This window comes from Actinomadura sp. NBRC 104412, from assembly GCF_030269515.1.
GTDB lineage: Bacteria > Actinomycetota > Actinomycetes > Streptosporangiales > Streptosporangiaceae > Spirillospora.
In genome coordinates, this window is the sequence record NZ_BSTM01000025.1 from 14,154 (window position 1) to 35,292 (window position 21,139).

The following is a 21,139-nucleotide window of genomic DNA, read 5'->3' on the forward strand; positions in this document are numbered from 1 at the left end:
CACCCCCTTCCAGGAGCCCCTCAGGAGCCGAAATGACGCGAATCCGCTATGTCTCTCCCGGCGTCGCGGCGGTGCTCGCCGTCGTCGCGATCGCGGCCGGGCTGGCGGCCGGCAAGGTCGCGTTCGGCGGCACGGACGCCGGCGGCGGCGCGGGCGAGAGCCGGGTCGCCGGAACCAAGATCGATGTGATCACCAAGGCCACGGACTCGGAGTTCTGGCAGGTGATGCTGGCCGGAGCGAAGAAGGCCGGCGCCGACCAGGGCGTGGACCTCGGCCTGTTCGGCCCCACCTCCGAGACCGACATCGACGGCCAGGTCAAGCTGGTGGAGAACTCGATCTCCCGGGGCGCCGACGCGATCGTGCTGGCGGCCAACTCGTCCACCGCGCTGAACGGCGTCGTGGACCGCGCCCGCAAGCAGGGCATCAAGGTGATCACCGTGGACAACCGGATCACCACCCAGACCGAGGGGTTCATCGGCACCGACAACATCAAGGCGGGGCAGCAGGCGGGCGAGCGGCTGTGCAAGCTGATGACCGACCGCGGCGACCCGGACGGCAAGATCGTCCATGAGAGCTCGGTGTCGGGCGTGCAGGTGCTCATCGACCGGTTCACCGGCTTCAAGGAGGGCCTGGCCAAGGACTGCCCGGACGCGGAGGTCGTCCAGACCCTCGTGAACGACAACGACCTGAACAAGGCCGTCGGGCAGGTCGGCGACGTGCTGACCAGCCGCCCCGACGTCGTGGGGATCTTCGCCGACAACAACACCTCGGGCACCGGCGCGGCCCGCGCGATCCAGGAGAAGAACGCGGCGGACCGGGTGGTGTCGGTCGCCTTCGACTCCGACCCCGCCGAGGTCGGCGCGGTGCGCAGCGGGACGCTCAGCGCGATCGTCGTGCAGAACCCGTTCTTCTTCGGCTACCAGGGCGTGGTCGAGGCGGCGATGGCGGTGCGCGGCACGCTGCCGCCGGTCAACCTCGACCCGGGCGCGGTGCTGATCGACCGCACGAACGTCGGGCGTCCCGAGTTCGCCGCGCTGCTCAACCCGCCGAAGACCAAGGGCGAGGGCGGATGACCGGGACAGGCGCGCCGGAGAGGCCGGTCCTGACGCTGCGCGGGGTCAGCAAGAGCTACGGCCAGGTCCAGGCCCTCAGCGGCATCGACCTGGACCTGTACCCGGGGACCGTGCACTGCCTGGCGGGCGAGAACGGCGCCGGGAAGTCCACGCTCATCAAGATCCTGACGGGCGCGGTGCAGCGCGACTCCGGGGACTACACCATCGGCGGACGCGCCATGCGCCGCACGGTGACGCCCGCCGAGGCGCGCGAGTCCGGCGTCGGGGTCGTCTACCAGGAGCTGAGCCTGCTCACCGATCTGACCGTCGCGGACAACCTGGTGATGGGCGCGTTCCCGTCCCGCGCCGGGGTGGTCGACCGGCGCGGCCAGCGGGCGGCGGTACGGGCGATGCTGGACGGCGTCGGCCTCGACGGCCTGGATCCGGGACGCACCGTGGCCGAGCTGCCCACCGCCACCCGCCAGCTCGTCGAGATCGCCCGCGTCCTGTCGCGCGGGACGCGGGTCGTCATCTTCGACGAGCCCACCACCGCGCTGTCCGCCGAGGAGGCCGGGGCGCTGCTGCGCCGCATCAAGGCGCTGCGGGAGGACGGCGTGGCGGTCCTCTACATCACGCACCGCCTGGAGGAGATGTTCGAGATCGGGGACACGGTCACGGTGCTGCGCGACGGCGTCCGCGTGACCGGCGGCCCCATGGCCGACTTCGACGAGGACTCGCTCATCGCCGCGATGGTCGGCCGCACCATCACCGACCTCTACCCCGGACGGGACGAGGCGCGAGCCCGCGACGAGGAAACGCCCCGCCTGGAGGTCCGCAGCCTGCATCCGGCGATCTTCCCGCGCCCCGTGGACCTGTCGGTCCGCGCGGGGGAGATCGTCGGGATCGCCGGGCTGCTCGGCTCGGGACGCAGCCGGCTGCTTCGCGCGATCTTCGGTGCCGACCCCGTCGCCGGCGGTCGGGTGCTGCTGGACGGGCGTCCCGTGCCGCGCGGGTCCACCAGGGCGGCGGCGCGGCGCGGGATCGGGCTGCTCACCGAGGACCGCAAGGAGTCCGGGCTGCTGCCGGAGCTGAGCATCGAGGAGAACATCGCCATCGCGTCCTGGCGCACGGCCGGGCGCCGCGGCCTGGTCCAGCGCTCGCGGCTGCGGCGCCATGTGGAGGCGTCCACCGAGGGGCTGCGGCTGCGCTTCGGCGACTGGACCGACCCGGTGTCGTCGCTGTCGGGCGGCAACCAGCAGAAGGTGCTGATCGCCCGCTGGCGCGCGCTGGGCGCGCGGGTGCTGCTGCTGGACGAGCCGACCAAGGGCGTGGACGTGGGCGCCAAGGCCGACATCTACCGGATCGTCACCGAGCTGGCGGCGTCCGGGCTCGCCATCGTGGTCGTGTCGTCCTATCTGCCCGAGCTGCTCGGGCTCTGCCACCGGGTGGTGGTGATCAGGGAGCGGCGGCTGGTGGCCGAGCTGGACGCCGCCGAGGCGACGGAGGAGCGGGTGCTCGCGCTGGCCAGCCCGCGGGGCGCCGCCGCCGCGCACGCCGCCGGACGCGACCCGGTCGAGAACGGCGCCGGGAACGGCATCGCCGAGGAGATCTCATGACGGAAACGACGACACCCGCGCCGGACACCAGGGCCAAGGGGCGCGGCCGCCGCGCGCCCCGCCGCGAGCCCGAGGACGCCGAGATCCTGGGCCTGGGCCAACTGTTCGGCAGCGGCTTCGGCGGCATCTCGATCCTGCTCGTGCTGGGCTTCGCGCTGACGCTGTCCACCGACGTCTTCCTGACCGGTACCAACCTGGACAACCTGGGCCGGCAGGTGTCGATCTACGCCATCCTCGGGGTCGCGCAGCTCCTGGTGATCCTCACCGCGGGGATCGACCTGTCGGTGGGCTCGGTGGTCGGGCTGTCCGGGGTGATCGCGGCGCAGACGGTGTACGAGACCACCGGCACCGGCAGCATCGTGTGGGCGGCCGTGCTGGCGCTGGGCGCCGGCGCCCTCGCCGGGCTGGTCAACGGCGTGCTGGTCGCCGTCGTCAAGCTGCCGCCGTTCATCGTGACGCTCGGCATGATGGGCATCGCGCGCGGCGTGACGCTGCTGCTCACCGACGGCCGCACCATCCAGCCCCTGCCGGACGGGTTCTCCACGCTGGCGGGCGGCACCGTGCTCGGCATCGCCAACCTGACCTGGCTGATGGTCATCATCACCGTGGTGGTGGCGCTGTTCCTGCGCCGCACCGTCTGGGGCCGGTACCTGTACGCGGTCGGCTCGAACGCCGAGTCGGCGCGGCTCACCGGCGTCCCGGTGCGCGCCGTCCAGATCACCGCGTACACGCTGTGCGGGACGCTGGCGGCGCTGGCCGGGCTGCTGCTGGCGTCCAGGCTCGGCAACGGCGTGCCCACCGCGGGCACCGGGTACGAACTCCAGGCGATCGCGGCCTGCGTGATCGGCGGCGCCAGCCTGTTCGGGGCGCGCGGCACCGCGCTGGGCGCCCTGGTCGGCGCGCTGGTCGTGGGCCTGCTGGACAACGGCGGGACGCTGCTGGGCATCGACCCGTTCTGGTTGCAGATCTTCACCGGCGCGCTGATCCTGGCCGCGGTCGCCACCGAGCACCTGCGGAACCTGCGGATCGCGAGGCGGCCCGCCCCCACGGACGGCACGGCACCGGCATGATCATCGCGCACGATCTCGGGACGACGGGCGACAAGGCGTCGCTGCACGAGGACGGCGGCCGGCTGGTCGCGGCGGTCACCGAACGGTACGGCACCCGGTTCGCCGCCGGGGGCGTGGCCGAGCAGGACCCGGCGGACTGGGTGCGGGCGGTCGCCGCGGCCACCCGGCGGCTGCTCGCCGAGACCGGCACCGCGCCGGACGCGGTACGGGCCGTCTCGTTCAGCGGCCAGATGATGGGCGCGGTGCTGCTCGACGCCGCCTTCCGTCCCGTCCGGCCCGCGCTGATCTGGGCCGACCACCGCAGCACGCGCCAGGCCGACCGGCTGAACGAGGCGCTGGGGGCCGGGGACGCGTACCGGCTGCTCGGGCACCGCGTCCACCCCACCTACTCGCTGGCGAAGATCCTGTGGGTGCGCGACCACGAGCCGGACGTGTTCGCGCGCGTCGCCCACGTGTGCCTGGCCAAGGACTACGCCGTCCACTGGCTGACCGGGCGGCTGGTCACCGACCCTTCGGACGCGTCCAGCACCAACGCCTACGACCAGCGGGCCGGGACGTGGTCCGATCGTGTCCTGTCGGCCGCGGACCTCGACCCCGCGCTCTTCCCCGAGATCGTCCCCGCCACCACCGTGGCGGGGGAACTGTCGGCGGAACGCGCCGCCGAGACCGGGCTGCGTCCCGGCACGCCCGTCGTGCTCGGCGGCGGGGACGGGCCCCTCGCCGCGCTGGGCGCGGGCATCATCGATCCGTCCGACGGCGCGTACGCCTACCTGGGCTCGTCCTCGTGGATCTCGCTGTCGGCGGCCGAGCCGCTGCACGACCCGGCGATGCGGACGATGACGTTCGACCATGTCGTCCCCGGACGGTACGTGCCGACCGCGACGATGCAGGCGGGCGGCGCGTCCCTGGAATGGGCCGCGGACGTGCTGCGTCCCGAGGCGGGGGAGCGGCGGTTCGAGGAGCTGACGGCCGAGGCCGCCGACGCCGACACCGCCGGGCTGTACTTCCTGCCGCACCTCCTCGGCGAGCGGTCGCCGTACTGGAACGCCGCCGCGCGCGGGGTGTTCCTCGGCCTGGCCCGCCACCACGGCCGGGCGGAGATGGCCCGCGCCGTCCTGGAGGGCGTCGCGTTCAACCTGCTCACCTGCGTGCTGGCGTTCCGCGAGGCCGGGCATCCGGTGGACCGGGTGGACGCGATCGGCGGCGGGGCCGCCAGCGACCTGTGGTTGCAGATCCTCGCCGACGCGTGGGGCGCGACCGTCCGCCGCCGCACGGTCGAGGAGGAGGCCAACAGCCTGGGCGCGGCCATCACCGGTGCCGTGGGCGCGGGCCTGGTGCCCGGGTTCGAGGTGGCCCGTGACCTGTCGGAGGTCACGGCCGAGTTCGCGCCGGACCCGGCCAGGCACGCCGCGTACCGGGAGCGGCACGCCTCCTTCCTGGACGCCTACCGGCGCCTCGAACCGTGGTTCGAGCGGGAGAACCCATGACGGGCGGCACCGTGCTGGTCACGTCCCGCTCGTTCGGCGGCGGGACGGTGCGCTGCGAGGACCGGCTGACCGGCGCGGGGCTCACCGTGGTGCGCGGCTCCACCGCGCACGACCTGGACGAGCTGCGCCCGGTGCTGGCCGAGACGGTCGCCTGGATCGCCGGGACCGCACCCATCACCCGCGACCACCTGGCGGCGGCCCCGAGGCTGCGCGTCATCGCCCGGTACGGCGTCGGCGTCGACAACGTGGACCTGGACGCCGCCGCCGGCCACGGCGTCACGGTGACGAACACGCCGGGCGCCAACAGCGAGGCGGTCGCCGACCTGGCCGTCGCGCTGCTGCTCGCCGCGCTGCGCGAGATCGTCCCCGCCGGACGGGACGTGCGGCAGGGGACGTGGCGACCGCGCCGCGGCCGGGAGCTGGGCGCGCTGACCGTGGGCATCGCCGGGTTCGGGCGGATCGGGCGCGGCGTGGCGCGCCGCCTCGCGGGGTTCGGCGCGCGCGTGCTCGCCCACGACCCGTACGTGGAGCAGGCGGACGTCCCGCTTGTGTCCATGAAGACGCTGGCCGGGAGCTGCGACGCCGTCACCCTGCACGCGCCCGGCGGGACCACGCTGGTCGACGCCGCCTGGCTGGCACGTGCCAAACCCGGGTCGATCCTGGTCAACACGGCCCGCGCCGATCTGGTCGACGAGCCCGCCGTGGCGGCGGCGCTCCGGGGCGGCCGGCTGCGCGCCTACGCCACCGACGTCCTGGCGGACGAGCGGCCCGGCGGGCTGCTGGCGCCCGACCTCGCCGACCGGGTCCTGGTCACGCCGCACATCGGCGCGCACACGGTCGAGGCCGTGGACCGGATGGGCCAGGGTGCCACGGACGCCGTGCTCTCCGCGTTGGGGCTCTCCGGGTCAGGGCTCTCCGGGTCAGGCGGCCGGGCCGAGGGGCACCATGCCGCACCCCGCTGAGCGGGACGAGCGAGGAACGAGCGAGTGGAGCAAGGGGGGAAGGCGGTGCCTGAAGGCGCCCCGGAGGCGAGCGGCCGAGACGACCAGATCATGGAGTTCGTGGGGGTCAGCACGGCAGGATCCTCGATCATGAAGGTGTTCCCCGCGTGGGCGCGGGCGCTGGGGCTGCCCGGGGCGCGGCTGGTCGGGCACGACGTGCCGCTGGACGCCCCGCCGCGCGCCTACCGCGAGCTGGTCGCCGCGATGCGGGACGACCCGCGGCGGCGCGGCGCCCTGGTGACCACCCACAAGATCGCGATCCATCGGGCGGCGGCCGACCTGTTCGACGAGATCGACGACTTCGGGACGCTGGCCGGGGAGATCTCCTCGATCTCCAAGCGCGGCGACCGCCTCGTCGGGCACGCCAAGGACCCGATCACGGCCGGGCTCGCCCTGGAGGAGTTCCTGGATCCCCGCCATTTCGCGCGGACCGGCGGCCGGGTGCTGTGCCTGGGCGCGGGCGGCGCGGGGACGGCGATCGCCTGGTACCTCGCGCGGCGCCCGGACGCGCCCGAGGAGATCATCTGCACGGATGTGGACGAGCAACGGCTGCGCGCGCTGGAGGACCTCCTCGCCCGGAGCGGCACCGGGACGAAGCTCACCACGCACCTGGTGAAGGGCAGGGCCGACCACGTCCTCGACGGCCTGCCCCCCGGCAGCCTGGTGGTGAACGCCAGCGGGCTGGGCAAGGACCGACCCGGATCGCCCCTCGGCCCGGACGCGGCCTTCCCGCGCGGCGCGCTCGTCTGGGAGCTCAACTACCGTGGCGAGCTGGACTTCCTGCACGCCGCGCGGGCGCAGCGCGAGGCGGCCGGGCTCACGGTGGTGGACGGCTGGCGGTACTTCATCCACGGCTGGTCGCAGGTGATCGCGGAGGTGTTCGACCTGCCGATGGGACCCGAGGTCGTGGACGAGCTGTCGCGGATCGCCGCCGAGGTCCGATGATCCGCACGGCGCTGGGCGACATCGCGGACGACCGGCTCGGCCGCACCGACTACCACGAGCATCTGTTCCAGGTGAGCCCGCTGCTCCCCGGGGACGAGCTCGACGACGAGGAACGCAGCGGCGCCGAGGCCGGGCACCTGCGCGCGGCGGGGATCGAGGCGATGGTCGAGGCCACGCCGTGCGGACTCAGCCGGGACGCGCGGGCCGTCGCCCGCATCGCCGCGTCCACCGGCCTGAACATCGTGCTGACGACGGGCGCGCACCGCGTCGAGCACTACGCCGCCGACCATCCGCTGCTGCGCATGGACACCGTCGCGCTCGCCCGGCTGTTCATCGCCGAGCTGACCGAGGGCGTCCGCGCGGACGGCGACCTGGGCACGCCGCGTCCGGACGCGCCCGCCGCCGGGCTGCTCAAGGCGGGGATCGGCTACTGGCGCATCGGCCCGTTCGAGCGCCGCGTCCTCGAAGGGGTGGCCGAGGCGCACCGCGCCACCGGCGCACCGGTCATGGTGCACCTGGAGTACGGCAGCGCCGCGTTCGAGGTCCTGGAGGAGCTGAACGCGCTGGGCGTCGCGTCCCACCGGGTCGTGCTGGCCCACGCCGACCGCAACCCCGACCCGGGCCTGCACGCCGAGCTGTGCGCGGCCGGCGCCTACCTCGGTTACGACGGGATGGCCCGGCACCGGAACCGGCCCGACTCGGCCGTCCTGGACTGCCTGCTGCGCACCGCCGAGCGCGGCGGCGCCGACCGGCTGCTGCTCGGCGGGGACGTCGCCCGCCGCACCCGCTACCGCGCGTACGGAGGGATGCCGGGCCTGGAGTACCTGCCGCGCCGCTTCGTGCCGCGCGTGGAGGAGGCGGGCGGTGCCGATCTGGTGCGCCGTATCCTCGTCGGCAACCCGGCCCGCCTCCTTGGCTGGAGCGCCTCCTGACCCGGTCTTCACGCACGGCGGCCGAGTTCTAGAGCTGATCAACGACCGTCCATGTCTGCGCAAGAGTTCCCGCGAGCGTGATTCGTACCGGACCCTCCCCGGTATGGACGACATATGCAGCAGCCGCCCGCCGGACACGAACGTCCACCCGGCGCCGGACGCCCCGAACCCGCGCGTCCCGCCGCCACCGCAAGCCGCGAACGGCCGAGTCCCGACGGCGACCGGCCGCATCCCGATCCCGACGTCCTGCTGGACGTCCCGGTCGTCAAGGTCGACGAGATCGACCTGGAGGTGGAGAACCTGCGCGCCCGGGTGGCGCTGCAGGCGAGCGTGCTCGACCTGCTGACCCTGGACGTCGGCGCGGACGTCGCCCTGGGCCGCGTCAAGCTGACGATCAAGGGCGTGGAGGCGCAGGCGCTGCTCAAGGTCCGCCTGGACAACGTCGAGCACATCCTCAGGCGGGTGCTGGAGACGATCGACCACAACCCCGAGATCCTCACCAACCTCACCCGCGGCGCCGGCCGCGCCGTGGGCGAGGTCGGCAAGGGCGCCGGTGGAGCGGTCAGCGACGTGGGCAAGGGCGCCCAAGGGGCCGTTGAGGACGTGGGCAAGGGCGCGGGAGGCGCCGTCCAGGACGTGGGCGGCGGCGCCGGCGAGGCCACCAAGGAGGTCGGCTCCGGCGCGGGAGAAGCGGCGAAGGACGTCGGAGAGGGCGCCGGGCAGGCCACCAAGGACGTCGGGGCGGGGGCCGGTGAGGCCACCAAGGACGTCGGGGCGGGCGCGGGGGAGACCGCCAAGGACGTCGGTTCCGGGGCGGGGGAAGCCGCCAAGGATGTCGGCTCCGGTGCAGGCGAGGCCACCAAGGGCGCGGGTGAGGCGGCCAAGGGCGTCACCGACACGGCCAAGGGCGCCGCGGACACGGCCAAGGGCGCCGCGGAGGGCGAGGGCGGCGGCCGGCAGGAGCCGCAGGACACCACGGACCTTCCGGCGGGCGAGCTGGCCGGTGCGCTGGCCAAGAAGTCGGTCCAGGCGGGATGGGACGCGGCGGGCCGTATCGCGGAAGCGATGCGGCGGATCTCCTGAGGCGGAAGGAACGCGCCATGCCCGAACGGGAACCCGATGTGGAGATCAGCGCCTCGGCGAAGGCCGACGAGCTGGTCGTCCATGAGAAGCCGGAGATCGAGGAGACCACCCACACGTCCCCGGACGGCGACTCCGAGATCCGTACCGAGCGGACCAACCTGCCCGGCAGCACGGAACCGGGCGCCGTCTACCGCGACATCCGCATCGACCACCGTCTCGCCGCCCGGCTGAAGGACGAGGGCGACTGATCGTCCCCCGGCGGCCGGGCGGGTCGACGGCGGTCCCGGGACGGCTCAGTCGCCGTCGCCGGGGCGGATGTTGAAGTTGTCCCGGAAGACGTTGTCCGGGTCGTAGCGGCGCTTGAGCTCGCGCAGCCGCCGCAACGTCTCCGGGGGCCACGCCTCGAGCAGCCGTTCCGGACGGGTGTCGGTCTCGAAGTTGAGGTACGTCCCGGAGAGGTGGGGGCTCAGCGCCTCCCACGCGCGGTTCAGCCGTTGCCGGTTCGCGCCGAAGGCGCTCATCTGGAAGTTGGCGGACCGTCCGGCGAACGCGGTGGCGTCGGCCGGCACGTCGGCGGAGGCGCCTCCCATGGAACGGATCTGGAAGAAGTACACCTGCCCGCCGCGCACCAGCGCCGCGGCCGCCTCCGCCAGCTCGGGCGTGAGATGGTCGGCCAGCCCGGCGCGGGTGACCGGTTCGCCCTGCGCCTCGTGGGTGGACGGCGGCGCGTCCATCACCGCCGCGTACGGCTTGATCTCGATGGAGTAGTCCAGCAGCGGCGCCGTCTCGGCGATGGGCTTGAGGCGTTGGACCACCGTCTCCGGGTCGTCGCTGTCGACCACCCCCATCACCTGGGCGATGGGCGGCATCCCGGGACGCGGCGCCCCCATGATGACCGAGGTGGTCGTGTCGCGCGGCGCGGCCTCCATCGCGGCGCCCCACCTGCGCAGGAAGCCGGCGGTGTCGGACGCGTCGAACACGAACTGCCCGAAGGCCACGTCACCGACCTCGTCCACCTCGAACTCGAAGGAGGTGACGATGCCGAAGTTGGCGCCGGCGCCGCGCACCGCCCAGAACAGGTCGGGGTTCTCGGTCTCGCTCGCCCGCACGTGGGACCCGTCCGCCAGCACGAGCTCGGCGGCGCGCAGGTGGTCGAGGGTGAGGCCGTGCTCGCGGACGAGCCAGCCGATCCCGCCGGCCGTGGCGAGCCCGCCGACGCCGACGCCGCCGTAGTCGCCCGAGGTGAGCGCCCAGCCGTGGGGTGCGAGCGCCGCCGCGACGTCCCGCCAGCGCGCGCCCGGCCCGATGCGGACGCGCCGGGTGTCCTTGTCGAGGACCTCGACGGCGTTGAGCGCGCCCACGTCGATGATGATGCCGCCATGGTTGGTGGACCGTCCGCTGATGCCGTGCCCGCCGCTGCGGATCGACAGCTTCACCGGCTGCGTGCGCGCGTACGCGAGGGCGTCGGCGACCTCCGCCGGCGTGCGGGGCCGCAGGACGAGCCCGGGTGAGCCGCCCCGCAGGTAGTTCGAGCGGACGCTCGCGTACGCGGCGTCCCCCGGCTCGACCGCCAGGTCCTTGAGGGACGCGGGGACGGCGTCGTAGTCGATGCCGCGATGCCGCCGCTCGCGGACGAAGAGGCTGGGGACGGTGCCGGTGCGGACGCCGCGGGCGGAGCGTTCGGCGTCCACCGCCTCGCGCAGCGCCGGGACGACCTCGCGGGCGAACCGCGTCATCGTCGCCGGGTCGTCCGACATGAGGATGAACGTGCCGACGCCGTGGTCCACGGCGAGCGGGAGCAGCCGCGCGGCCCACTGGTCGCCCGGCCCGTCGAACGGGTCGATGTTCAGCAGCCGTCGGATCTCGCGCGGATCGCGGCCCGCCTCCTCGGCGGCGGAGTCGATGATCGCGTTCCCGTCGGCGAGCCCGCCGGGCGGCAGGAACCGCAGGGTCGGCAGCCAGCCGTCGCCCGCCCGCCCGATGAGCCGCAGCATCCGCGGCCTCAGCGCGCCGATCCAGATCGGGACGGTGTGCGCGGGCGCCGGTCCGCGCTCGGCCCCGTCCAGCCGGTAGTGGTCGCCGGAGTAGCGCAGCGGGGAACGGTCGGCGCCCGCCCACAGGCCCCGGATGACCTCGATCGCCTCCTCCAGCGCGTCCACCGCCTCGGCGGGCGTCAGCGGCTCGGCGCCCATGGCCCGCGCGGCGTCCCGGTACGGGGCGGCCCCGGCGCCCAGGCCCAGCTCGACGCGCCCGCCGGACAGCAGGTCGAGGTTGGCCGCCGCGCGTGCCAGCACCGGGGCGGGGCGCAGCGGCACGTTCAGGACGTTGGCGGCCAGGTGGATGCGTTCGGTGCGCGCGGCCACGTAGGACAGCAGCGTCCAGGTGTCCAGGAAACGCGGCTGGTAGGGGTGGTCCTGGAAGGTGACCAGGTCGAAAGCCAGCTCCTCGCTCAGCGCGGCCAGCTCGACCGGTGCCCCCGGGTCGTCGCTCGCCGGGGTCAGGAACGTCCCGAACCGCAGGGGGTGCCCGTAGTCCATGATCATTTCCTTTCGGCCGCGACCAGCTCGCGCACCGCGGGGGCGACCTCGCGGCCGAAGATCTGGAGCGCGGTGGGGTCGTCGCCGGCCAGGATGTAGGTGCCGAACCCGTACTCCAGCGTCAGCGCCGCGAGCTGCTCGGCCCACTGCCTGGGGGGTCCGGACAGCAGCCGGTCGTCGCGGGCGTTCCCGAAGCGGCCTCCGACGTTGATCAGCCGCCGCACCGCCGCCGGTGACCGCCCGGCCTCCTCGGCGGCCTCGTCGATGATCCGGTTGTCGGCGGCCAGCTCGTCCAGCCCCTGGACGTAGGCGAGGCTGGGCAGCCAGCCGTCGGCCTTGGCGCCGGTCAGCCGCAGCATGCGCGGCTTGTACGCGCCCAGCCAGATCCCGATGTCGTGTGCCGGTGCCGGGCCGCGCTTGGCCCCGTCCACCTGGTAGTACTCGCCGTCCAGACGGAAGCGCGCCTTGTTGCCGACGTCCCACACGCCCCGGATCACGTCGATCGCCTCGCTGAGCGCGTCGACGCCCTGCCCGGGGGTGAGCCGCCGCCCGCCCATGGCCTCGATGGCGTCCCAGAACCCGCCGGCTCCCAACCCGAGCTCGAACCGGCCCCCGCTGAGCAGGTCCAGGCTGGCCGCCGCCCGCGCCAGCACCGCCGGTGGGCGCAGCGGGAGGTTCAGCACGTTGCCGGACAGGTGGATCCTGTCCGTGCGCGCGGCCACGTACGACAGCAGCGTCCAGGTGTCCAGGAAACGCGGCTGGTAGGGGTGGTCCTGGAAGGTCGCCAGGTCGAGGCCCGCGGCCTCGGCGGTGCCTACCAGCTCCACGACCTGCTGCGGCGCCGCGTTGGACGGGGTGATGAAGGCCCCGAACTCCAGCTCGTGCCCGTAGTCGGACATCTCTCCTCTATTCCCTTCGCTCAGATCCGTAGACCCTGCAACATTACTAGTCGCTTCGAAATTCCTAGTGACATCGTGCGCGCTAGTCTGGAGGCATGGCAAGGACTGTGAAACGGACCACCGCCAACGCCACGGCCACCGCGCGCGGCTCGGTGGCCCACGCCTGCGTCCGCGCCGACGCCGCGCTCGCCCGCGCCTTCGAGTTCCTGGGGAAGCGCTGGAACGCCGTCGTCCTCGGCTCCCTGCGGGAGGGGCCGGCGGGCTTCCGCGAGCTGTCACGGGCGATCGGCGGGATCTCCGACTCCGTGCTGTCCGACCGGCTCGCCGACCTGTGCAAGGCGGGCCTCATCGAGCGGACCGTCGCCGAGGGGCCGCCGGTCGGCGTCTCCTACGCGCTCACCGATCGCGGCGCGGCCCTCATGCCCGCCCTGGAGCAGATCTCGTCCTGGGCCGAGGAGCATCTGCCGCCCGGCGACTGAGGTCAGCAGGCGCCGGGGCCGGGGGCCCGGCCGCCGGGGCGGCGGGCCTGGAACTCGCCCTCCCAGAACAGCGCGGCCTCCCGGTCGGCGTCCGAGCAGCCGCACTCCCGGGCGTGCCGGGTGGCGGACGCCGCCCGGCGCGCCAGGGCGGACGCGCGCACCGCGGCGCACCAGCAGTGATGGGCGACCGCGGCCCCGGTCGCCCGGCCGACCGCCGGGCCGTGGCCGGCGCAGTCGCACAGCGGTGACCCGCGCATCTCCAGTTCGTCGGCGATGGCCGCGCGCTGCGCGTCGAGCATGACCGCCATTCTCCCGGTGCCCGCCGGTCGGCGGGAACGTTGGCGGCCATGGCAGGATGACCGCTTCGAGAGGATCGCCCGATCCATGAGAGGTGTCCCTGTGAACCGGTCCGGCTCGTCCGTGCAGGCCGTGGTCACGGCCCTGGTGGGGCTGGTGTCCATCGCCGGGGCCTGCGCGCTCGCGCTGGCCGGTGGCCCGCTCTACGGGCCGGTGCCGTTCGCCCTGTTCGGGGCGGCGCTGCTGGTGTTCGCGCCGCTGGCGGCCCCGCCGCGCTGGAACGCTAAGCCCGAGGAGCGGAAGATCGAGCTCGGCGACGGGCCGGTCCGCGCCCTGGTGATCCCGTTCGCGCGGTGGCGGTTCGCCGCCCAGGCCGCCTTCACGCTCCTGGTGACGCTCGGCGGCCTGCTGGGCGTCGTGCTGGGCCTGGCCGCCGGCAAGTCCGGGTTCGCCTTCGCGATGGGCGTGTGGAGCCTGGTGATGGCGCCGATGGCGGTGCTCGCCGTACGGCGCCTGACGCTCCGGTGCCACCTGGCCATGACCTCCGACCGGCTCGACCTCTGGGCACCAGGCAACCGGATCCGCGTCGCCTGGGACGACGTGGAGTCCGTCGACCCGTTGCCGGCCGGCGGCCGCCTCCTCTACGGCATCACGCTGGCCCCCGGGGTGGACGCGCCCTCGGGGCGCGCGGCCGGACGGCTCACGGAGCGGTTCGGGGCGCACGTGTTCGTGCAGGCGGACTGGCTGACCGTCCACCCGGACGACGTCATGGAGGCGTTCACCCGCCACCTGTCCGGCGAGGACGGCGGCGGCCGCCATGACGGCGGCGTCATCGGCTGACCCGCGTCTCCCCGGGCCGGGCACGGGCGGCGCCCGGCAGTGTCCGACCAAGCGCGCGGAGTCGTTTGGGCAAGTGGTGATATTTATGGAAATTGACCGAAATGTCACCGTCGCAGTGCCGCCGGGCCCGCTCCCACCGGGGGATCCGCCCCCTGGCCGGGCACGGCCGCAGAAGGGCACTCCCCGATGCGACGACCGCTCCCGTTCGCCCCCGCCCTGGGCGCCGTCTCGATCAGCACGGTGATCAGCATGGTGATCAGCGCCGTGCTGATCGGCGCCGTGCCGGCGCCCGCGTCCGCCACCCCGCCGAACATCCCGTCCGCCGCGACCGCGGCGTCCCGCCTGGCCCAGTTGACCGTCGCCGCCGAGTCGCACGGCGACTCCTACGACCGCGACCTGTTCCCGCACTGGAGCACCGTGTCCGGCGCGTGCAACACGCGTGAGGAGGTGCTCAAGCGGGACGGCACGAACGTGGTCACCGACTCCTCCTGCGCGGCCACGTCCGGGTCCTGGTTCTCCCCGTACGACGGCGCCACCTGGTCGGCGGCGTCCGACGTGGACATCGACCACATGGTGCCGCTGTCGGAGGCGTGGGCGTCCGGCGCGTGGAGCTGGACGACCGCGCGCCGCGAGTCGTACGCCAACGACCTGGGCGGCCCCGAGCTGTGGGCGGTGACCGACAATGTCAACCAGTCCAAGGGCGACCAGGACCCGGCGCAGTGGCAGCCGCCGCGCGCCTCGTTCCGATGCACCTACGCCCGCGCCTGGATCCAGGTGAAGTGGTTCTACGGCCTCACCGTCGACAGCGCGGAGAAGAGCGCGCTCACCTCGATGCTCGGCACCTGCTGAACGGGCCGCCGCGCAATTGTCGCCATTCGCGGGGCGTCGTGACTGGCGTCTTGTCCCCTGGACAGGGACGCCCAGTCGTTCATGATCAAGTGCGTGACCGCCCAACACGTACCCCGCGGAGCCTCCGCGTGAGGCGACCGAAGAGCATCCCACCACGGCGAGCCGCAGGGCGTTCCTGTCGCTGTCGACGGCGGCCGCCGCCGTCACCGCCACGGCCGGGGCGGGCGTCGCGCTGACCGCCGCGCCCGCCGCCGGACCCGCCGGGCACCGGGGCTGGCCGGACGGACCCGGCAGGCCCATCACCCGGCAGCCGCCGGACGCCGAGCTGCGCGCCCTGCTGCGCGAGATCGATGAGGACAACATCGAGGCGATCGTCCGCAAGCTGGTGGGCTTCGGCACCCGGCACACCCTGTCCAGCCAGGACGACCCGGACCGCGGCATCGGCGCCGCCCGCGACTGGGTCCACGCCGAGCTGAGCCGGTACGCGGCGAAGTCGGGCGGCCGGATGACCGTCGGCTCCAGTCCTACGTCCAGGAACCCCGCGTCCCGGATCCCGGTCCCGACCCGCATCACCAACGTCGTCGCGACGCTGCGCGGATCGGTCACGCCCGACCGGATCCACGTGGTGTCCGGTCATTACGACTCGCGGGTCAGCGACGTCATGAACGCCACCGCGGACGCGCCGGGCGCCAACGACGACGCGTCCGGAGTGGCCGTGGTCATGGAGGTCGCCCGGGTGATGGCCTCCCGCCGTCCCGACGCCACCCTCGTCTTCACCGCGGTGGCGGGGGAGGAGCAGGGCCTGTACGGGTCGCGGCACCAGGCCGCGCGGTACCGGGCGGAGAACGCCGACGGCGGCTGTGAGGGGCGACGGGAGCCGTCGCCCGGTGCGGGCGAGGCGTTACCGTGACGCATTCGTTGTGCCGGGTGATATTGCCGCCGGGCCCGGGCCTGGCTACCCTCCGGGTCATTCAGCGACGTATGGGCATGAGGCCATCTATCGAAGGCATCCGCTCCCTTCCTGCCTCCGACGTCGGCGGTTTGGTGTTTCATTCGAGCCGGTACGGAGGCCGAGGACGGTGCAGGCCCAGGAATCCGCGCCCAGGAGCGGCCCTCCCCCTCGCGTCCTGCATCGTGTGGCGCGCGCCGTCCCGCCGCGGATGGTCGGCGTCGCGGTCCGGGCCCTCTACCCGCGGGTCGAGCCGGAGCTGGCGCGGGTCGAGGAGTTCGTCAGCCCCGGCGGGACGGCCGTCGACGTGGGCGGATGGTTCGGGCCCTGGACCGCCAGGCTCGCGCGTTCGGCCGACCGGGTGGTGACGCTGGAGGCCGCCCCGGAACTGGCGCGGCTGCTGCGGCGCGCCTTCCCCCGCTGCGAGATCGTCCATGCCGCCGCGTCGGACGAGTGCGGGCAGACGGAGCTGTGGATCCCGTCGTCGGTGCTGGTGGGCGTCGCCTCGGTGGAACGGCGCGTCGGCCGTCCCGTCCGGGTCCCGAAGGTGACCATCGACAGCCTGGGGCTGCGCGACGTCCGTTTCATCAAGATGGACATCGAGGGCCACGAGCTGTCCGCCCTGCGCGGCGCGCGGGCGACGATCGAGCGGGACCGGCCGGCGATCCTCGTCGAGCTGGAGGAGCGCCGTCGGCCCGTCAGGCCCGTCGTCGGGCTGCTGGAGGGCTGGGGGTACAAGGGCCGGGTGCTCATCGACGGGCGGTGGACGCCTCTCGACATCGACGACCTGATCGCCCGCCAGAGGGAGACCGCGGCGCAGGCCACGCGGGGCCTGGTGAGCCGGGCGGTGCGCCCGCATCCGCGCTATGTGAACCTCGTGCTGTTCACCGCCTGACCGGCCCGGCGCTCACAGGGCCTCGACCAGCCGGTCGGTGAACTCGGCGGTGGTGGCCGTGCCGCCCAGGTCGGGGGTGCGGACGTCGCTCTTGGCCAGGACCGTCGTGATCGCGCCGGTGACGGCGTCCGCGGCCTCCGGGTGGCCCAGGTGGTCGAGCATCATGGCGGCCGACCAGATCGTCCCGAGCGGGTTGGCGACGCCGCGTCCCGCGATGTCCGGCGCCGAGCCGTGCACCGGCTCGAACATGGACGGGAACCGGCGCTCGGGGTTGAGGTTGGCCGACGGCGCGATGCCGATGCCGCCCGCGACCGCCGCCGCCAGGTCGCTGAGGATGTCACCGAACAGGTTGGACGCGACGACCACGTCGAACCGCTCGGGTCGCAGCACGAACTTGGCGGCCAGGGCGTCGATGTGCTCCTGGTCCCAGGTCACGCCGGGATGGGCGGCGGCGCGCTCGGCGACCAGCTCGTCCCAGAACGGCATGGTGTGCACGATCCCGTTGGACTTGGTCGCCGACGTCAGCCGCCCGCCCCGCCGTCCGGCCAGGTCGAAGGCGTAGTCGAGGATGCGGGTGACCCCGGCGCGCGTGAACACCGACTCCTGGACGACGGTCTCCTCGGGGGTGCCGCGGTAGATCCGCCCGCCGATCTCGCTGTACTCGCCCTCCACGTTCTCCCGGACCACCACGAAGTCCACGCCGCCGTCCTCGCCTGCCGGGCGGGCGCCGCGCAGCGGGCTCGGCACGCCCTCGAACACGCGGATGGGACGCAGGTTGACGTACTGGTGGAAGCGGCGCCGGATCGGGATCAGCAGCCCCCACAGCGAGACGTGGTCGGGCACGCCGGGGCAGCCGACCGCGCCCAGCAGGATCGCGTCGTGCTCGCGGAGCCGGTCCAGGCCGTCCTCGGGCATCATGGCGCCCTCGCTCAGGTACCGCTCGCACGACCAGTCGAACTCGGTGTAGGCGAGGGTGACGCCGTGCCGCTCGCACACGGCGTCCAGGACCCGCCGTGCCGCCGGGACGACCTCCCGGCCGATGCCGTCGCCGGGGATCAGCGCGATGCGGTGATGTGCGCTCGTCATGACGACGATTGGATCAACGGGTGCGCGGGCGCGTCCAAGACGCGTGACCGATGCGGCTTATACGCCGCGCCTATCGTTCTCGGATCGTCCTAGCGGCGGGGCCTTTCGGCGGCGGAGGTCTTCGCCATCGTCAGGAACTCCTCGGCGACGGGGCTCAGCCAGCCCTTGCGGCTGACCAGGGCTAGGTCCAGCGTCGCGGGAGGGTCGAGGTCGCGTACCACCGCGCCCGCGCGCAGGGCCAGCGGCACCCACGCCTCCGCGAGGATCGCGACGCCCACCCCCTTGAGGACGAGCGACAGGATCGCCACCCGGTGGTCGGTCTCCACCGCTATCGGCACGTCCACACCGGACGCGCGGATCTCCTCGACCAGCCGCCGCATGCCGGTGCCGCGCTCACCGGCGATGAGCCGCTGCCCGGCGAGCCGTTCCCGCGGCAGCGGCGGCCCCGGGGCGAACGGCCCGTCGGCCGGCGCGACCACCACCAGCTTCTGCCGCTCGACGTGATGCAGATCGACCTCAGGCGCGGTCGGCCTCTCCCAGTCCGACAGCAGGCCCAGCTCGGTCACGCCGTTCCGCACCATCTCGATGACGGCGCCGGGCACGGGCGCGTCCCGCAGCACGACGTCCACCCCGGGATGACGGCGCGCGAAGTTCTGGATCATGGTGCTGAGCGGCTCGATCGCGGGCGACGGCATCGAGGCGATGGTGATCCGTCCCGTGCGCAGGCCCTGCGCGGCGTTGACGCTCTCCCGCGCCACCTCCAGGCTGCGGACGGCCTGCCGCGCCGGCCCGATCAGCGCCTTCCCCGCCTCCGTGAGCACGACCCGGCGCCCCGTCCGGTGGAACAGCGACGTCCCGAGATCCTTCTCCAAGGTCCGGATCGCCTGCGACAGCGACGGCTGCGCCATGAACAACGCCCCGGCGGCCCTGTTGAACCCCCCGTTGTCCACAACCGCAAGGAAGTACTCCAACTGCCGCACGTCCATGTGAACCTCCGTACCCCGGGGGACCCACACCTATAGGCATCGCCTATGAGTCCTGTAGCCGACGCGTCTTGGATTCGGTCAGGGCATTCCACCTTGAATGTGACCTGGGACACGGGGGGTCCGTCACAACTGAAGGACGCCGCCAGAAGGCGGGTTCAGGCTCCGAGGAGTGCTCCCATGAAATCCGACGAGACCGAGCCGCGACAGCCCGGCGTAGCCCCCACCGCCGCCAACCCATCCAACCGTCCCTCCGCCGGCTGGGCCGCGGGCCCGTCCGGTCCCTCCGCCGCCCCGTCCGGTCCCGCCCCAGGCCCCTCCAAGCCCGCCCCGGGTTCAGCCGGTGCCGCCTCTGGCCCGGCCGGGGGTGTCTCAGGCCCGTCCGGCCCGTCCACCCTGGTCGACGCCTCCGGGCGGACGGACGTCACCAAGGCCCTCATGGGCCAGGCCACCTACCGCAGCCTCGGCGAGCAGCGGCTCTCGCCCGCCGAGGAACGCTTCGAACGGGCGCGCCGCACCACGGGGCTGTGGCTGGCGCCGCTGGTGGCCGCCGTCTTCCTCGCCCTGCCGCTGGACATGGCGCCGTCCCAGCAGACCCTCGCGGGGATCCTGCTCGGCGTGATCGTCCTGTGGGTGACCGAGCCGGTGCCGATCCCGGTCGGCGGGCTCATCGGCGTCGCGGCGATCGTGGTGTTCGGCGTGGTGCCGCCGGACGACGCGCTCTCGCCGTTCGGCTCGCCCACCATCTTCACGTTCATCGGCGCGTTCATCCTCGCCCAGGCGATGCTGAAGCACGGCGTGGCGCGGCGGTTCGCGTTCTTCATGCTGTCGCTGCCGGGGGTCGGCCGGTCCACGTTCCGGCTGATCGTCGCGTTCGGCGTGATCACCTGCCTGCTGTCGGCGTTCGTGTCCAACACCGCGACCGTCGCGATGCTGCTGCCCACCGCGCTCGGCCTGCTCACCGTCATCGCCAAGATGCTCCAGGACCGCGGCATGGTCGCCCCCGGCTTCGACCCCGCGCGTCTCCGCGTCGGCGCCGCGCTGGTGCTGATGCTCGCGTACGGCGCCAGCGTCGGCGGCCTGCTCACGCCCGTGGGCAGCCCGCCCAACCTGATCGGGCGCGGGCTGATCGAGGAGGCCACCGGCGAGCGGATCTCCTTCGCGCAGTGGACGCTGACCGCCCTGCCGCTGTGCGCGGCGATGTTCGTCGTCCTGGCCGTCGTCCTGCTGCTGCTCAACCGGCCGGAGATCCGCCGGATCGAGGGCGTCCAGGAGTACGTGCGGCAGGAGCGCGCCCAGCTCGGGCCGATGAGCCGGGCGGAGGTCACCACGCTGGCCGCGTTCGGGATCACCGTCGCCCTGTGGATCTTCCCCGGCGTGGTGGCGCTGGTGGCCGGCACCGACTCCTCCGTGTACGAGACGGTCGGCGACCGGCTGGACGAGGGGATCGTCGCGGTGCTGGGCGCGTCGCTGCTGTTCCTGCTGCCCACCGACTGGAGGCGCCGCGAGACCGCGCTCAACTGGAGCGACGCCGCCCGGATCGACTGGGGCACGATCCTGCTGTTCGGGACGGGCATCATCTTCGGCTCGCTGCTGGCCGACACCGGGCTGGCGAAGACGATCGGTGATTCGGCCTCCGACGCGCTCGGGCTGTCCAGCCTGTTCTTCATCACCGCGTTCGCCGCAGTGCTGGCCATCCTGATCTCGGAGACGACCAGCAACACCGCGTCGGCCGCGGTGGTGGTGCCGATCATCATTCCGATCGCCGCCGCGGCCCAGGTCGATCCGTTCGTCCCGGCCCTGGCCGCCACGTTCGCCGCCTCGTTCGGCTTCATGCTGCCGGTGTCCACGCCGCAGAACGCGATCGCCTACGGGTCCGGCGTCGTCCCCATCACGACGATGATCCGGTCCGGGTTCACGTTCGACATCATCGGCGCGCTCCTCATCATCCTGGGCCTGCCCCTGATGGTGGCCCTCACCGGAATAGGAGGCTGACACAGGAACACGGGCACAGGAACACGGGCACAGGAGCACGGACACAGAAGCACAGGCGCAGAAGTACGGAAAGGGGGCGTGCGCGGCCGATGCCGCCGCCATAACCTCCGTTCAGGGCGGTTCCGCGGCGAAAAGGAGAAGGCG

19 protein-coding genes and 1 pseudogene are annotated in these 21,139 nt (G+C 73.6%); 15 read left to right on the forward strand and 5 right to left on the reverse strand.

What is annotated here, in order from left to right; all coding sequences use genetic code 11:
• Window positions 1-32: 32 nt before the first annotated feature.
• The 9 genes from QSK21_RS26385 to QSK21_RS26425 all read left to right on the forward strand — a co-directional run bounded on the left by QSK21_RS26385 (window position 33) and on the right by QSK21_RS26425 (window position 9,434).
• Window positions 33-1,073, forward strand: a complete 1,041-nt coding sequence (locus QSK21_RS26385) for an ABC transporter substrate-binding protein (RefSeq protein ID WP_285699764.1) — start codon at window positions 33-35, stop codon at window positions 1,071-1,073.
• Entirely contained in the window at window positions 1,070-2,668 is a 1,599-nt protein-coding gene (locus tag QSK21_RS26390) for a sugar ABC transporter ATP-binding protein (protein ID WP_285699765.1), read from the forward strand. Before QSK21_RS26385 ends, QSK21_RS26390 begins: the two co-directional genes overlap by 4 nt.
• On the forward strand, window positions 2,665-3,738 hold the full coding sequence (locus tag QSK21_RS26395) for an ABC transporter permease (protein WP_285699766.1): 1,074 nt from the start codon (window positions 2,665-2,667) through the stop codon (window positions 3,736-3,738). The genes QSK21_RS26390 and QSK21_RS26395 overlap by 4 nt, the downstream gene beginning before the upstream one ends.
• Window positions 3,735-5,225 (forward strand): xylulokinase, encoded by a 1,491-nt coding sequence (xylB, locus tag QSK21_RS26400; RefSeq protein ID WP_285699767.1) that lies wholly within the window; start codon window positions 3,735-3,737, stop codon window positions 5,223-5,225. Before QSK21_RS26395 ends, xylB begins: the two co-directional genes overlap by 4 nt.
• Entirely contained in the window at window positions 5,222-6,187 is a 966-nt protein-coding gene (locus QSK21_RS26405) for an NAD(P)-dependent oxidoreductase (protein ID WP_285699768.1), read from the forward strand. Before xylB ends, QSK21_RS26405 begins: the two co-directional genes overlap by 4 nt.
• Window positions 6,188-6,232: 45 nt before the next feature.
• On the forward strand, window positions 6,233-7,171 hold the full coding sequence (locus tag QSK21_RS26410) for a hypothetical protein (RefSeq protein WP_285699769.1): 939 nt from the start codon (window positions 6,233-6,235) through the stop codon (window positions 7,169-7,171).
• On the forward strand, window positions 7,168-8,103 hold the full coding sequence (locus QSK21_RS26415; RefSeq protein ID WP_285699770.1) for a phosphotriesterase family protein: 936 nt from the start codon (window positions 7,168-7,170) through the stop codon (window positions 8,101-8,103). Before QSK21_RS26410 ends, QSK21_RS26415 begins: the two co-directional genes overlap by 4 nt.
• A gap of 114 nt (window positions 8,104-8,217) precedes the next feature.
• Window positions 8,218-9,186, forward strand: a complete 969-nt coding sequence (locus QSK21_RS26420; protein WP_285699772.1) for a TrbL/VirB6 family protein — start codon at window positions 8,218-8,220, stop codon at window positions 9,184-9,186.
• 17 nt (window positions 9,187-9,203) lie between these two features.
• Window positions 9,204-9,434, forward strand: a complete 231-nt coding sequence (locus QSK21_RS26425) for a hypothetical protein (protein WP_285699773.1) — start codon at window positions 9,204-9,206, stop codon at window positions 9,432-9,434.
• Between the two features lie 45 nt (window positions 9,435-9,479).
• On the opposite strand, the gene QSK21_RS26430 is transcribed toward QSK21_RS26425, so the two are convergent.
• The gene (locus QSK21_RS26430) at window positions 9,480-11,729 is read right to left on the reverse strand and encodes an LLM class flavin-dependent oxidoreductase (protein ID WP_502871601.1); all 2,250 of its coding nucleotides are present in this window, start codon (window positions 11,727-11,729) and stop codon (window positions 9,480-9,482) included.
• A 2-nt stretch (window positions 11,730-11,731) separates the two neighbouring features.
• A pseudogene (locus QSK21_RS26435) lies at window positions 11,732-12,622 on the reverse strand (LLM class flavin-dependent oxidoreductase); the annotation flags it as partial.
• Between the two features lie 95 nt (window positions 12,623-12,717).
• On the opposite strand from QSK21_RS26435, the gene QSK21_RS26440 reads away from it, so the two are divergent.
• Window positions 12,718-13,101, forward strand: a complete 384-nt coding sequence (locus tag QSK21_RS26440; RefSeq protein ID WP_285699776.1) for a winged helix-turn-helix transcriptional regulator — start codon at window positions 12,718-12,720, stop codon at window positions 13,099-13,101.
• A 2-nt stretch (window positions 13,102-13,103) separates the two neighbouring features.
• Here the strand turns inward: QSK21_RS26440 and QSK21_RS26445 are convergent, their stop codons facing one another.
• A complete protein-coding gene (locus tag QSK21_RS26445) occupies window positions 13,104-13,400 on the reverse strand; it encodes a hypothetical protein (RefSeq protein ID WP_285699777.1) in 297 nt (98 codons plus the stop codon).
• Window positions 13,401-13,485: 85 nt separating this feature from the next.
• Here QSK21_RS26445 and QSK21_RS26450 point away from each other — a divergent pair, with 85 nt between their 5' ends.
• The 4 genes from QSK21_RS26450 to QSK21_RS26465 all read left to right on the forward strand — a co-directional run bounded on the left by QSK21_RS26450 (window position 13,486) and on the right by QSK21_RS26465 (window position 16,931).
• Complete coding sequence (locus QSK21_RS26450) at window positions 13,486-14,238, forward strand: hypothetical protein (RefSeq protein ID WP_285699778.1); 753 nt, start codon at window positions 13,486-13,488, stop codon at window positions 14,236-14,238.
• Window positions 14,239-14,424: 186 nt separating this feature from the next.
• Window positions 14,425-15,087: an HNH endonuclease family protein gene (locus QSK21_RS26455; RefSeq protein ID WP_285699779.1), complete on the forward strand. Its 663-nt coding sequence runs from the start codon at window positions 14,425-14,427 to the stop codon at window positions 15,085-15,087.
• Window positions 15,088-15,472: 385 nt separating this feature from the next.
• Entirely contained in the window at window positions 15,473-15,997 is a 525-nt protein-coding gene (locus QSK21_RS26460) for a M28 family peptidase (protein ID WP_285699780.1), read from the forward strand.
• A 169-nt stretch (window positions 15,998-16,166) separates the two neighbouring features.
• A complete protein-coding gene (locus QSK21_RS26465; protein WP_285699782.1) occupies window positions 16,167-16,931 on the forward strand; it encodes an FkbM family methyltransferase in 765 nt (254 codons plus the stop codon).
• 12 nt (window positions 16,932-16,943) lie between these two features.
• Here QSK21_RS26465 and QSK21_RS26470 read toward each other — a convergent pair whose 3' ends face one another.
• Together QSK21_RS26470 and QSK21_RS26475 are read right to left on the reverse strand one after the other, a co-directional pair.
• Entirely contained in the window at window positions 16,944-18,017 is a 1,074-nt protein-coding gene (locus QSK21_RS26470) for a tartrate dehydrogenase (RefSeq protein WP_285699783.1), read from the reverse strand.
• Window positions 18,018-18,106: 89 nt separating this feature from the next.
• Window positions 18,107-19,003, reverse strand: coding sequence for a LysR family transcriptional regulator (locus QSK21_RS26475; protein WP_285699784.1), 897 nt, complete (start codon window positions 19,001-19,003; stop codon window positions 18,107-18,109).
• Window positions 19,004-19,180: 177 nt separating this feature from the next.
• Here QSK21_RS26475 and QSK21_RS26480 point away from each other — a divergent pair, with 177 nt between their 5' ends.
• Window positions 19,181-20,995, forward strand: a complete 1,815-nt coding sequence (locus QSK21_RS26480; RefSeq protein ID WP_285699785.1) for an SLC13 family permease — start codon at window positions 19,181-19,183, stop codon at window positions 20,993-20,995.
• Window positions 20,996-21,139: the final 144 nt, after the last annotated feature.

Coding starts and splice junctions, on each gene's coding strand:
- QSK21_RS26395 (WP_285699766.1), top strand. CDS start 2,665: ATGACGGAAACGACGACACCCGCGCCGGACACCAGGGCCAAGGGGCGC.
- QSK21_RS26445 (WP_285699777.1), bottom strand. CDS start 13,400: ATGCTCGACGCGCAGCGCGCGGCCATCGCCGACGAACTGGAGATGCGC.
- QSK21_RS26415 (WP_285699770.1), top strand. CDS start 7,168: ATGATCCGCACGGCGCTGGGCGACATCGCGGACGACCGGCTCGGCCGC.
- QSK21_RS26480 (WP_285699785.1), top strand. CDS start 19,181: ATGAAATCCGACGAGACCGAGCCGCGACAGCCCGGCGTAGCCCCCACC.
- QSK21_RS26450 (WP_285699778.1), top strand. CDS start 13,486: ATGAGAGGTGTCCCTGTGAACCGGTCCGGCTCGTCCGTGCAGGCCGTG.
- QSK21_RS26440 (WP_285699776.1), top strand. CDS start 12,718: ATGGCAAGGACTGTGAAACGGACCACCGCCAACGCCACGGCCACCGCG.
- QSK21_RS26475 (WP_285699784.1), bottom strand. CDS start 19,003: ATGGACGTGCGGCAGTTGGAGTACTTCCTTGCGGTTGTGGACAACGGG.
- QSK21_RS26405 (WP_285699768.1), top strand. CDS start 5,222: ATGACGGGCGGCACCGTGCTGGTCACGTCCCGCTCGTTCGGCGGCGGG.
- QSK21_RS26420 (WP_285699772.1), top strand. CDS start 8,218: ATGCAGCAGCCGCCCGCCGGACACGAACGTCCACCCGGCGCCGGACGC.
- QSK21_RS26455 (WP_285699779.1), top strand. CDS start 14,425: ATGCGACGACCGCTCCCGTTCGCCCCCGCCCTGGGCGCCGTCTCGATC.
- QSK21_RS26425 (WP_285699773.1), top strand. CDS start 9,204: ATGCCCGAACGGGAACCCGATGTGGAGATCAGCGCCTCGGCGAAGGCC.
- QSK21_RS26430 (WP_502871601.1), bottom strand. CDS start 11,729: ATGATCATGGACTACGGGCACCCCCTGCGGTTCGGGACGTTCCTGACC.
- QSK21_RS26385 (WP_285699764.1), top strand. CDS start 33: ATGACGCGAATCCGCTATGTCTCTCCCGGCGTCGCGGCGGTGCTCGCC.
- xylB (WP_285699767.1), top strand. CDS start 3,735: ATGATCATCGCGCACGATCTCGGGACGACGGGCGACAAGGCGTCGCTG.
- QSK21_RS26470 (WP_285699783.1), bottom strand. CDS start 18,017: ATGACGAGCGCACATCACCGCATCGCGCTGATCCCCGGCGACGGCATC.
- QSK21_RS26390 (WP_285699765.1), top strand. CDS start 1,070: ATGACCGGGACAGGCGCGCCGGAGAGGCCGGTCCTGACGCTGCGCGGG.